Origin of the sequence: Luedemannella flava (genome assembly GCF_039528515.1) — a bacterium.
GTDB classification, from domain to species: domain Bacteria; phylum Actinomycetota; class Actinomycetes; order Mycobacteriales; family Micromonosporaceae; genus Luedemannella; species Luedemannella flava.
On the sequence record NZ_BAAALT010000210.1, the window covers coordinates 23990 to 36212 of the forward strand.

The window sequence follows — 12223 nt, forward strand, 5'->3', positions numbered from 1 at the left end:
CCGCGAGGTGGCGGAATGAGCGTGTTTGACCTGCCACGGCTGCACTTTCGGGGTACGGCTGTCACGCGGCTGCCCACCGGGCCGCGCAACGGGCTGTTCGACCTGGCCAGCAACCGGGCGCTCACCGACGACGGGCCGGTCGGGGCCGACGTGCCGCCCGGCGAGTACCACGACTACCTGCGCCGCCGCGGCCCGCGCTTCGGCGTGGACGGGCGCCCGGACCCCGAGGGCGTGTTCAGCGCGTCGCAGGGGTGGAACTTCGGCGGCAACGGCCACTTCTGGATCGACGCCACGGTCGTCGCCGCCGAACTCGACGACGGCGTCGACCTGACCGACCCGGTGGTGGGCCGCGCGGTCGACATGTGGGGCCACTACAACGAGTACCTGGCGACGACGTTCAACCGCGCGCGGGTCCTCGACGTGGACCCGTCGTCGACCTGGAGCACCGCGCTCATGGTGGGGCGCTTCGGCTTCGGCCGGCAGGGCCGCTCCCAGGACACCGGGTACCTGATGCTGGGCGACGTCGCCGGCCTGCACCCGCCGCGCTGGCACAGCCGCGGGCACCGCCGCGACGTGGGCGGGCACTGGCTGGCCGCCGAGCTGGGCCGGGCGGTCGTGTACCAGTTCGCGATCGCCGCCGACGAGGGCCTGACCTGGCTTTCCGGGGCGGACGCCTCGCCCGCGACCCGGCGGCTGCGCGCGCTCGTCGAAGGTGGCGACGCGGACGGCGTGGTCGTCCAGTTCGCGCTGTCCAACATGGCCCCGCCCACCGAGCCGGACACGCCCGACCGGCACGACCTGCGCGGCACGCTCGCCCCGTGGCGGCGCGACGAGTGGCGTACGTACCCTGCGGGGCGGCTGCTCACGCCGCGCGGCGTCGCGGCCGGGCAGCGGGCCGCCGGGCCGCACATCATGAGCGTGTCCGTCGGCGCCGACGCCGCGGTCTTCAACCTGGTCACCGCCGTGCCGGTGACGCTGCGCGACGACGGCGACCGGCCCGGCTGGACGCCCGGCGCGGAGCAGCGGGCCGACCTCGGGGACCTGGAACTGCGCACCGCGGGCGGGCGTCTGGTGGCCCGGCTGCCGCGCGGCGCGTACCAGGGGAAGGATTTTGATCTGACCAGCGGGATCGTGACGGTGCCGGCGCTGGTGCCGGGCGCGGCGGTCGCGGACGAGGCGCTGTGCCTGTGCGGGCGCGACGGCGCGCCGCTGCTGGTCGAGGAGGAGGTCAACGTCCAGGCGGACGACGCGGGCCTGATCCTGGAACACCCGGACGTCGCGCGCGGCGAAGACCACGCGGTGGAGGTCGCCGTCCGCGCGCTGGTGCGGGGCCGCCCGGCGGCCGTCGACACCATCCACATTCGACAGTACGCCAACCCGCGCTCGCGCCCGCTCGACGCGGCCCTGGCGTCGGGGCGGTGCGGCGAGGTGGACCTGGTGGCGGTGCGTCCCGGGCGGCTGGCGGACCCCGGCGGGTTCGGCGCGTCCTGCGTCATCAGCACGGACGAGCGGGGCGAGGGGTGGTTCACGGTGCGCGGCGCGGCGCCCGGCGGCGCCCGGCTGCACCTGGCGGCGCGCGCCGACGACCTGCCCTGCGCGCCGCACGCGCCCGGCTCGGCGGCCGCCGCCTACGACAACGACGACCGGCTCGGCTTCTGGGCCGGCGCGGGCACCGCGCACGTGCGGGTGCTGCCCGACGACTGGCACCTCGCGGACGTGACCGAGGTGCCGTTCGACCTGGTCTACCGGGAGATCTTCGCGCCGTACGAGCACCTGTACTCGTTCATGCGCGACGAGGTGTTCAGCCTCGCCGACGAGTGCAAGGTCCGCACGTACCCGCGGCTGATCTGGCAGATGGGCGACCCACGCAACAGCACGAAGACCTACTACATGCCGCCGACGCGCGACCTGACGCTGCCGAAGTCGGCGCTGCTGCTGCGGTTCCTGCGCGCCCAGCAGGCGGTCGCGGACGTGCCCGAGCTGGTCGGGGCCCCGCGCCGGGGCCCCGGGCGCATCGAGCGGCGCGGCCAGCTGTGGTCGGCGCTGAAGGTGGCGGCGACGGTGGAGCTGGCCGCGACGCTGCAGTACCTGTTCGCGGCGTACTCGGTGCCGGCGTTCGGGGCCGCCGGGGAGTACGTGCGGCGCGGGCTGTGGACGCCGGAGCAGCGCTGGCTGGCGTGCGGCGACGGCGGCGAGACGACGGCGGCCGGGGTGCGCGGCGCGCTGCTGAACATCGCCCGCGAGGAAATGATCCACTTCCTGATGGTGAACAACATCATCATGGCCATGGGCGAGCCGTTCCACGTCCCGGCGGTCGACTTCGGCACGCTCAACGCCACCCTGCCGCTCCCCCTGGACTTCGCCCTCGAACCGGTGCACCTCGGCAGCCTGCACCGGTTCATCGCGCTGGAGCAGCCCGAACGCGACATCGGCGAGGTGCGCGGCGCGACGCCCGATCCGCGGGCCGGCTACCGGTCGCCGGCCGCCCTGTACGCCGAGATCCGCGACGGCATCGAGCGGGTGCCGGACCTGTTCATGGTCCGCAAGGGCCGCGGCGGCGGGGAGCACCACCTGTTCCTGCGCGAGTCCATCAACGCCGTGCACCCGGACTTCCAGCTGGAGGTCGACGACGTGCCCAGCGCGCTGTTCGCCGTGGACGTCATCACCGAACAGGGTGAGGGCGGCAAGCTCGCCTCGGCGCCGTCGCCGGGCGGGTCGCACTTCGAGACGCTGCTGCGGGTGTCGGACGAGCTGATCGCCACCCGCGCGCCCGGCCGGCCCGCGTGGAGCCCGGCGTACCCGGTGGCGCGCAACCCGTCGGCGCACGACGACCGGCCCAACCGGACGGCGGTGACCGAACCGACCGCGCGCGCCATGATGGCACTGTTCAACCGGTCGTACTACCTGATGTTGCAGCTCATGGTGCAGCACTTCGGCGCGCAGCCGGACGCGAGCCTGCGCCGCTCGAAGATCATGAACGCGGCCATCGACGTCATGACGGGCATGATGGGCCCGCTGGCCGAGGTGCTGGTGACGCTCCCCTCGGGGCAGCGCGGGCTGACCGCCGGGCCGTCGTTCGAGCTGGACGACGAGGTCGTCTACAACTCCCGGCCCGACGTGGCGATGCCGTCGATCGCGCTGCGCTTCGAGCACCTGGCCGCGGCGGCCCGCCGGTGCGACGCGGTGCCCGACCGGGTCACCGACATGTTCGCCTTCTACGCGGACTACTTCCGGCGGTTGCCGGTATGAAGCCGTTCGCGCTGACGGGCCCCGACGAGCTGGCCGACCCGTACCCGGTCTACGCCCGCTACCGGGCCGTCGACCCGGTGCACGCCGCCAACGGCGGGTTCTACGTCTTCCGCTACGACGACGTGCACGCCGTCCTCATGAGCGCCGACGTCGGCCGCAGCGCCCTCGTCGCCCGGGCGGGCGCGCAGCCGCCGCCGCGGCCGCTGATCCCGGCGGACTATCCCGCGCTGCGCGCCGTGGTGGACAACTGGCTGGTCTTCCTGGACCCGCCCCGGCACACCCGGTTGCGGGCGCTGGTCACCCGTCACTTCACCGCCCGGCGGGTGGCCGACCTGCGGCCCCGCGTCGCGGAGATCGCCGCCGGTCTGCTGGCCGACGTGCGCGACGCGCCCGTGATCGACCTGGTGGCCGACTTCGCCGCGCCGCTGCCGATCCTCGTGATCGGCGAGCTGCTGGGCATCCCGCCGGAGCACCGCGACTGGCTGCGGGGCTGCGCGGTCGCGCTGCAGGAGGCCAACACGTCGCGCAAGGGCGACCCGGCGGTCCGCTACGGGGCGGCGGACGCGGCCGCGCGCGCCCTGACGGACTACTTCCTGGCGGAGATCGGGCGGCGTCGGCACGGCGGCCCGGACGACCTGACCACGGCGCTCGTGCGGGCGGAGCCGGCGCTCACGGACACCGAGCTCGTCTCGACCTGCGTGCACCTGCTCACCGCGGGCCACGAGACCACGACGAACCTGCTCGGCAAGGCCACCCTGGTCCTGCTGCGCCACCCGGGGGTGCGGTCGCGGCTGGCCGCCGATCCGGGCATGATGCCCGCCGCGGTGGAGGAGTTCATCCGGTACGACCCGCCGGTGCAGATGATCACACGGTGGACCTACGGTCCGGTGGTCGTCGGGGACACCGGGATCCCGGCCGGAACCAGGCTCGTGCTGGTGCTCGGCTCCGCCAACCGCGACCCGCGCCGCTTCCCCGACCCGGACACGGTGGACATCGACCGCGACGCCAGCCGGCACGCGGCCTTCGGCATGGGCATCCACTACTGCCTCGGCGCGCGGTTGGCGCAGGTGGAGGCCGAGATCGGCCTGGGCGCGCTGCTGCGTGGGCTGCCGGGCTTCGCGGCCGCCGACGAGCCGGTCGAGTACGCCGACGACCTCGTCTTCCACGGCCCGGCGAAGCTGCCGCTTCTTACGGGACGCCACCCCGCCACCCCTTCGCGTTCTTGAGATTTGCGCATCGGAATTTCGCGTCCGCAATTGCGGAATGGTGACGGTACTTCACGGGCTTAACGCACATTTACCAGTGACCAATGAGTGAATATTTCACTCCGTTGACCGTCACTCACACGGGGTACAGACTGGGCCGCAGGCGCCGCGCCGAAGCACCACCGGAGTCCTATTCGGAGGATCTCCAGCTCCACTGAAAGATATCTGACATTCATAGTAATGAATGTTTACTCGCGCGGCAAATGGCAGGGTCGATCGCGGCGTCCGGCCCTGGGCACCCCACCACGTGTCATCCGGTCGTTTCCCCCGACTCCCGCGCCCCACCTGCCCGTCGCGCACCCGCGCCGTCGGTAGTCGACGCGCGCCGTACGCGACCCACCACGGGCCAGGGAGCCGTGGGTCCTAACACACGCATGGTCTCGCGGAGACCGTGTGGGAGGAACCATGGAAAACACACGTCAGTACCTGGAGTCACCACCGAGGAACACACCAGCGTTGCTGCGCCGGCGCGTAGTCGCCGCCGTCACCGCGCTGACGGCCGCGGGCGCCCTCGTGCTCGTGTCCGCCACACCGGCGCACGCGTCGGTGCCGTTCACGATCCAGAGCCTCAACGGGTCGAACAACAACTCCAGCAACCCCACCTGGGGCCAGGCGGGCACCAACTACTCACGCGTCGGCAACGCGAACTACGCCGACAACAGGAGCCAGCCGGTGTCCGGGCCCAACTCCCGCTTCATCAGCAACCGGATCTTCAACGACTCGCACCAGAACATCTTCTCCGAGCGCCGCATCACGCAGTGGGGTTGGACGTGGGGCCAGTTCCTCGACCACACCTTCGGGCTGCGCGACGGCAACGGGACCACGGCGAACATCCCCTTCAACAGCGCCGACCCGATGGAGGAGTTCACCAACACGCTCGGGTACATCCCGTTCACGCGCTCGGCGGCGGCGCCCGGCACCGGGGTCACCAACCCCCGGCAGCAGGTCAACACGCAGAGCTCGTACATCGACGCCGAAGCGGTCTACGGCACGACGAACAGCCGGTTGGAGTGGCTGCGCGACGGCAGCGTCGACGGCAACGTGACCAACAACGCGGCGACGCTCATGTTGCCGGGCAACTACCTGCCGCGAAAGGACGCCCGGGGCAATCCGGCGACCGCGCCCGCGATGGACGTCGACGGGCGGCTCCTGGCCAACCCGGACGACGCGGCGGTTGCCGGGGACGTCCGGGCGAACGAGAACCTCGCGCTCACGGCGACGCAGACGTTGTTCGCCCGCGAGCACAACCGGATCGTCGCCCTGCTGCCGGGCTCACTGTCGGCGGAGGACAGGTTCCAGATCGCGCGGCGCATCGTCATCGCCGAGCAGCAGTACATCACCTACAACGAGTTCCTCCCGGCCATGGGCGTCTCGCTGCCCAAGTACACCGGGTACAAGTCCAACGTGAACGCGACGATCTCCAACGAGTTCGCCACCGTCGGGTACCGGGCGCACACCCAGGTCCACGGCGAGTTCGTGGTGCGGACCGAGGCGAGCCGCTACAGCCCGGCCGAGATCGCCGCGCTGCAGGCCCAGGGCGTCACCGTGACGCCGGCCGGCCCGCAGACGATCCTCGAGATCCCACTCAACGTCGCGTTCTTCAACCCGGACCTCGTGGAACAGGTCGAGCTGGGCCCCGCGCTGCAGGGCCTCGGTTTCATCCCCCAGTACAACAACGATGAGCAGATCGACAACCAGCTGCGCAGCGTGCTGTTCCAGGTCCCGGTCTCGGGCAACCCGCAGTGCCTGGACGGCCCGGGGCTGCCGGCCTGCTTCGACGGCGTGATCGACCTCGGTGCCATCGACGTCGAGCGCGGTCGCGACCACGGCATGCCGACCTACAACCAGATGCGCCAGGCGTACGGGCTGCCGACGAAGTCGTCGTTCACCGCCATCACGGGCGAGTCCACCGAGTCGTTCCCGAGCGACCCGGAGCTGACCCCGGGCAACGAGGTCAACGACCCGGACAGCCTGGACTTCCTCAGCCTGCGCAACATCGACGGGGTGAACATCCCGCTGAACGACCCCACCGCGCAGCGCGCGGCGACGGACGGCACCCGCCGCACCACCGTCGCGGCCCGGATGAAGGCCGTCTTCGGCAACGTCAACAGCGTCGACGCGTTCACCGGAATGCTGGCCGAACCGCACGTGGCCAACACCGAGATGGGCGAGCTGCAGCTGGCGATCTGGACCAAGCAGTTCACCGCGCTGCGCGACGGCGACAAGTTCTTCTACGGCAACAACCAGGGCCTGTCCTGGATCAAGAACACCTACGGCATCGACTACCGCCGCACGTTGGCGGAGATCATCGCCAGCAACACCGACATCCCGCTCACCTCGCTCGAGCCGAACGTGTTCCTGGTGGCCGACGAGGAGCTGCCGGCCGCGACCTGCCGGGTCAACTACTACGTGGAGGACAGCTGGAACGGCGGGTTCCACGCCCACATCGGCATCACGAACCTCGGCACCACCGCGATCAACGGCTGGACGCTGCGGTTCCGGTTCGCCAACGGGCAGACGTTCACCTACGAATGGGACGCCTGGTTCAACGTCTCCAACAGCCAGGTCACGGGTGACGACGACACCTGGAACCAGACAATCCCGGCGGGAGGCACGATACCCGAAGTCGCATTCGACGCGACCTGGGACAACTACACCAACTCGGAACCACCCTGGATAACCCTGAACAACAAACGGTGCAACGTCACCTGACGACGAAGGCCCCCGGGTCACGGCCCGGGGGTCGTTCCGTGTCAGGCGGCGGCGACCCGCTGGAACATGGGGCACCGCCGGCGCACGCTCGGATCGCCCTCGAACAGCGGACACCCCGCGATCGCGGGCGGCATGCGCAGATCGGCGGCGCCGAGGCTCAGCACCAGGTTATTGATCTTTCGCAGCTCGTACGGCAGCGTGCGCGGCCGGGTCACCCCGAGGGCGTGGCCGAGGCCGTGAAAAAGGTGCACGGCGCCGCGGACGCGGGCCCGGTCCGCCGCGTTGCCGTCGGCGGTCTCGTCGACGACCCGCCGCAGGTTGGCGGCGACCTGACCGGCCAGCTTCACCGCGAGGTGGTCGCAGCCCCCCGACTGACATCCCGCCTCAAGATCAGCAAGCCGACTATCGATCAGCCGCCTCAGGACGGCCTTCTCGTGGTCCACGCCACGCGTCACCGGCACCACCAACAGTCCTTTCGCCCGAATGGACTACGCCATCGTAACAATCTGTAACGTACAGATACCAGGGTGTGGTGGCGACCCTCACAACATCTGGGGCTGAAGCACGGTCACCAGTGGGTTCTGGTTGCGGGTGGCCCCCTGCCGGGAGGAGAATGTTCAGAGGTTGATGACACAGCCGATGCTCCGTGAGGAGATCGCTGGTGTCCGAAATCTTTGTTGACGATGTCCGTTCCCACCTTTGGGAATCAGGCAATCCGAGCTGGTCGCAGCGGCACGCCGACGGCGCAGACCTGATCTTTCTGGCGGGCGAGCTGGATCTGGCGACGGCCGCGGACCTGCACCGGCTGTTGACGGACGCCACCACGTCGAGCACCGCCCCGACGATTGTGCTGGACCTGTCGGACGTTACCTTCATCGATGCCCACAGCATCAGCCTGATCATGGCCGCCCAGCAGGTCGCGACGGGTCGTGGCCGACAGTTGCGGATCGTCGGGCTGCACGGCACCCCGGCGATGGTCTTCGACGTGCTCGGGTTAGCGGCGACACCGACCTGCCCGAGCGCAGCAGACGAGAACGGGAGGGGTCCGCGTGGCTGAGACAGCCGGGCAGCCCACCCCGCACGACGACGTCTCAGCGGAGGAACGCATGCGGCGCGCTGATCTCTGGGAAGCAGGCGCGGACGAACGCGAGCGGCTGGCTGACGAACGCGAACGACTGGCCGACGAGCGCGAGGCGCTGGCCGACGAGCGGGAACGGGCCGCCGACCGGCAGGAGTACGCACAGGACCGGCGGGAGTTGGACTGGGCGGCGCGCTCCGTGGCGACCGACGGGGCGGACGACGCGGAGGAGGCGGCCGCCCCGCGGGCGGCGGTGTGCCGCGCCGAGGCCGCGGTGCGCCGCGCGGAGGCTGAGCTGGAACGCACCAAACGGGCCGCCGCCCGGGTGCAGGCCCGCGCCGCGCTCCGCCTCGCCGGGAGCGAACGGGCGGCCGCCCGCGCCGCGGCGCTGACCACCGATGCCGAGGAAGCCGCGTGGCTGGCGGACCGGCGCGACTTCGTCGCCGCGGAACGCGACCGTCTGGCCGACGGCCGGGACGACCTCGCGGACCTGCGCGATGAGACCGCCCGGCTCCGCGAGCAACTGGCCGACGAGCGGGAGCGGGAGTTGCTGGAGCGGGAGCGGCGCATAGACCAGCTGCGACCAGCCGCGCGCCAGGCCGGGACGGCGGCGCCGCACACCGGCCGGGACCCGGCGATGGACAGCGAGGCACGCGCCGACGGCGAGCGCCAGCGGGAACGCGCCGCGGTCCGCCGGCGTGCCGCGGCGCAGGAGCGGGCCCGCGCGGCGGCCACCTGGGGTCCGCAGGCGTACGGGCCGATGCTGGTGGCGAGCTTCGCCCCGCTGGCTCAGCAGCTGTTCGGCAACGATGACCTGCGCGACACGCTCACCCAACTGCTGAAGTTCACGGTCGACGCCGTGGCCGGCTGCGACAGCGCCAGCGTCACGCTGCACCAGCACGGACGCGTCGTCGACGCCGTGTCCAGCGACGCGGTCGCCGCTGAACTCGACGACATCCAGTTCGCGGCGGGCATCGGCCCGGCCCCGGAGGCGACCCACAGCGAGCACCCGGTCTACGTGGCCGACCTGGCCGCCGCGTCGCGCTGGCCCGTGCTGACCGCCACGGCCGCTGAGCTGGGCGTGTCCAGCGTCCTGTGTTACGCCCTGTCCATCGCGCGCCCGGCCCAGTGGTCCGAGCTCGGCGCGTTGACCCTCTACGGCACGGCACCGGACGCGTTCAGCGACGATGACCAGGAGTTCGGTTCGATACTGGCCGCGTACGCGGCGATCACCGTGGCGATGGCACAGCGCCGCGACGAGATCGACCGCCGGGAAGCGGCCCTCCACCGTGGGCTGAGCACGCGCGACGTCATCGGGCAGGCCAAGGGCATCCTGATGGAGCGCCAGCGACTGTCCGCGGGCGACGCCTTCGACCTGCTTCGCCGCGTGTCGCAGCGGCTCAACCGCAAGCTCGCCGACGTCGCCCAGCATCTCGCGGAGACCGGGGAGCTGCCGACGACCTAGTGCGGGTGCCTGCCGAGTTCGTGCCAGTCGGTCTCGGCGACCTCCACGTCGTAGTGCTTCGCGGCCTTCCTGATGTTGGCGAAGGCCAGGTCGCGCTCCGCGTCCGAGACGCCCTCGACCTGGTCGAAGCGGGCCAGCGCGTTGCGGACGTGCTTCGCGTCCGTGAGCGGCTCCTTGCGCTTGTCCGGGAACGCGTACACGGAGTCGGGCAGGTCGGAGCGCCCGGTCAGCTCGCCGTGCTTCTCGTGGGGCTTCCAGGTGGTCTTCATGCCGGCCACCTACCCGGTCACCGGGCGGCGAAACGCCCCGTTGCGGGCCGCGAGGCGGTGCAGAGCGCCAGCGACGGGCCCACCGTGGACCCGCTGCCGCAGGATCGTCGATACGGAGAAGAGCCGGTCGGAACGAACCCGTCGCCACCGCAACATCTCGACTTCCGCACTCCCGCCGGCACGTCGTGGCACCGTCAACGACGTCCGGACCCGCTGACGTTGACTAGTGCCGCATCAGGCAACGTTCGCCTCCTAGGTCTTCGGGAGCCGCGCCGATCGATAGGTTGATGTGATGGTCGATACCATCAGGGTTCGGGTAGCTGAGGCTGCCGACGCCGCGGCTGTTGCGCGTCTGCAGCAAGCGATGGATCGCGAGTTGGGCGCCGCAGAAGAGGCGGGGTTCATCGACCGCTTTGCTGAGGTGTGGCTTGCGGACCTAGACCGTCGTCCCACCTGGCTCGCCGAGCGTGACGGACAGCCGATCGGCGTCCTGGTCCTGGTTGTGGTCGACAACCTGCCTCGTCCTGGTCAGCCCCTCAGGCGCTGGGCACACGTTTCGCTGGTCTTCGTTGACAAGGCGGCTCGCAACGCCGGCATCGGCCGCCTTTTGCTGGACGAGGTGCTGGCCTGGGCTGCCGCCAACAACGTGAATCGAGTCCAGCTCAACGCGAACAGGAACTCCGCCCGGCTGTATCAGAGAACGGGCTTCGACTCCGCTCCTGCCCGACTTATGGAGCTGAGGTTGTAATCCTTCCGCCGGGCCGTGACTCGGCCGTCCGGGTGATCTGCCCCGGCCAGCCGCCACACTGTCGGGATAGCAGAACGCGTGCGGGTTCGGGAGATCGACGACGATGAAGGCAGACGGCTCCTGCGGATCATCCGCAGGGGCACCGGCTCAGTGGTGACGTGGCGGCGCGCGCAGATGGTGCTGCTATCCGCGCAGGGCATGCCGGTGGCGAAGATCGCCGAGGTGACGTTCGCCGGCCCGGACCGGGTCCGCGATGTGATCCACGACTTCAACACCGACGGATTCGAGGCGCTCTACCCGAAATACAAGGGCGGGCGTCCCAGGACGTTCACCCTTCCCGAGCGTCGGGAGATCAAGAAGATCACCAGGTCCAAGCCGGTCGAGCATGGCCTGCCGTTCTCGACCTGGAGCCTGGTCAAGCTGGCCGACTTCCTGGTCGCTGAGGGGGTGGTCGACGACATCAGCCACGAGGGCCTTCGGGTCCTGCCCCGCGAGGAGGGCGTCTCCTTTCAACGCGTGAAGACCTGGAAGGCCTCGAAGGACCCCGACTACGAGGTCAAGAAAGCCAGGGTTGAGCACCTCTATGCCATCGCCGACGGCGAGGTCATACCCGAGCCTGGTGAACCTGCAGTGATCTTCTGCATGGACGAGTTCGGCCCGCTCAACCTCCAGCCCCACCCCTTGAGGCAGTGGGCAGAACGGGGCGGCAAGCACAAGGACCCCGACCTGGCGACGGCGGCGGGCGACCTACACCCGCCCGCCCGGAGTACGGCACCTGTTCGCCGCCTACGATCTGGGCAAGAACCAGCTCTACGGCCACATCAAGAAGACCAAGAACCGCTCGAAGTTCCTGGAGTTCTGCCGCTACCTGCGCAGCCTCCACCCGGCCGACGTGCGCATCGCCATCGGGTGCGACAACTACTCCCCGCACCTGACCACCAAGCGATGCCGCCGGGTCGCGGACTGGGCGGAGGTGAACAACGTCGAGATCGCGTACACCCCGACCAGTAGTTCCTGGCTCAACCACATAGAGGCCCAGTTCACCGCCCTGCGCTACTTCACCCTCGACGGCACCGACCACGCCAGCCACAAGGAGCAGGGCAGCATGATCCGCCGCTACATCACCTGGCGGAACAGGAACGCCCAGAACGAGCGCCTCCGCGAGCTTGTCAACAGGGCGAACGTTGCCTGATGCGGCACTAGAAAACAGGCCGCCCGCCCTGGTGAGCGGCCTGCCCTCAGGCCCACTTTCGCGTCCCAGGACGCCCGGCCACGGGCTCCGCGATTTGGACCGTTACGCCGGGAACTCAGCGCGCAATTACCTGCGTAACGGTCCAATCGTCGGCTTGCCCTCTGCAACAAGGCTGGTAGCCGTGGGGACCCCCGTACCTCCTGGTCAAGCGGTCAGGAACCGGTCGGCGGCGGGCTCGCCGCCGG

General features: G+C 70.5%; 9 protein-coding genes and 1 pseudogene. 8 read left to right on the forward strand and 2 right to left on the reverse strand.

The genetic code is table 11. The features are described from left to right. The first annotated feature begins 15 nt into the window (after positions 1-15). The 3 genes from ABD211_RS26380 (at position 16) to ABD211_RS26390 (ending at position 7226) form a co-directional block, all read left to right on the forward strand. Positions 16-3249: a ferritin-like domain-containing protein gene (locus ABD211_RS26380; RefSeq protein WP_344137493.1), complete on the forward strand. Its 3234-nt coding sequence runs from the start codon at positions 16-18 to the stop codon at positions 3247-3249. Beyond that, positions 3246-4475, forward strand: coding sequence for a cytochrome P450 (locus tag ABD211_RS26385; protein ID WP_344137496.1), 1230 nt, complete (start codon positions 3246-3248; stop codon positions 4473-4475). Before ABD211_RS26380 ends, ABD211_RS26385 begins: the two co-directional genes overlap by 4 nt. 444 nt (positions 4476-4919) lie before the next feature. Then, the gene (locus tag ABD211_RS26390) at positions 4920-7226 is read left to right on the forward strand and encodes a peroxidase family protein (protein WP_344137499.1); all 2307 of its coding nucleotides are present in this window, start codon (positions 4920-4922) and stop codon (positions 7224-7226) included. A 41-nt stretch (positions 7227-7267) separates the two neighbouring features. Here ABD211_RS26390 and ABD211_RS26395 read toward each other — a convergent pair whose 3' ends face one another. Then, a complete protein-coding gene (locus tag ABD211_RS26395; protein WP_344137502.1) occupies positions 7268-7681 on the reverse strand; it encodes a hypothetical protein in 414 nt (137 codons plus the stop codon). A 206-nt stretch (positions 7682-7887) separates the two neighbouring features. Between ABD211_RS26395 and ABD211_RS26400 the strand changes: the two genes are divergently transcribed. Together ABD211_RS26400 and ABD211_RS26405 are read left to right on the forward strand one after the other, a co-directional pair. Continuing rightward, on the forward strand, positions 7888-8283 hold the full coding sequence (locus ABD211_RS26400) for an STAS domain-containing protein (protein ID WP_344137505.1): 396 nt from the start codon (positions 7888-7890) through the stop codon (positions 8281-8283). Beyond that, positions 8276-9769, forward strand: a complete 1494-nt coding sequence (locus ABD211_RS26405; RefSeq protein ID WP_344137507.1) for an ANTAR domain-containing protein — start codon at positions 8276-8278, stop codon at positions 9767-9769. Before ABD211_RS26400 ends, ABD211_RS26405 begins: the two co-directional genes overlap by 8 nt. Here ABD211_RS26405 and ABD211_RS26410 read toward each other — a convergent pair. Then, positions 9766-10038: a DUF6582 domain-containing protein gene (locus ABD211_RS26410; RefSeq protein WP_344137509.1), complete on the reverse strand. Its 273-nt coding sequence runs from the start codon at positions 10036-10038 to the stop codon at positions 9766-9768. The genes ABD211_RS26405 and ABD211_RS26410 overlap by 4 nt on opposite strands. 292 nt (positions 10039-10330) lie before the next feature. On the opposite strand from ABD211_RS26410, the gene ABD211_RS26415 reads away from it, so the two are divergent. From ABD211_RS26415 to ABD211_RS26425, 3 genes and pseudogenes are all read left to right on the forward strand, one after another. Then, a complete protein-coding gene (locus ABD211_RS26415; RefSeq protein WP_344137512.1) occupies positions 10331-10786 on the forward strand; it encodes a GNAT family N-acetyltransferase in 456 nt (151 codons plus the stop codon). Between the two features lie 153 nt (positions 10787-10939). Next, positions 10940-11254: pseudogene (locus ABD211_RS26420) on the forward strand (helix-turn-helix domain-containing protein); the annotation flags it as partial. A gap of 352 nt (positions 11255-11606) precedes the next feature. Further along, the gene (locus tag ABD211_RS26425) at positions 11607-11978 is read left to right on the forward strand and encodes a transposase (protein WP_344137515.1); all 372 of its coding nucleotides are present in this window, start codon (positions 11607-11609) and stop codon (positions 11976-11978) included. Positions 11979-12223: the final 245 nt, after the last annotated feature.

Coding starts and splice junctions, on each gene's coding strand:
- ABD211_RS26415 (WP_344137512.1), top strand. CDS start 10,331: ATGGTCGATACCATCAGGGTTCGGGTAGCTGAGGCTGCCGACGCCGCG.
- ABD211_RS26380 (WP_344137493.1), top strand. CDS start 16: ATGAGCGTGTTTGACCTGCCACGGCTGCACTTTCGGGGTACGGCTGTC.
- ABD211_RS26410 (WP_344137509.1), bottom strand. CDS start 10,038: ATGAAGACCACCTGGAAGCCCCACGAGAAGCACGGCGAGCTGACCGGG.
- ABD211_RS26390 (WP_344137499.1), top strand. CDS start 4,920: ATGGAAAACACACGTCAGTACCTGGAGTCACCACCGAGGAACACACCA.
- ABD211_RS26385 (WP_344137496.1), top strand. CDS start 3,246: ATGAAGCCGTTCGCGCTGACGGGCCCCGACGAGCTGGCCGACCCGTAC.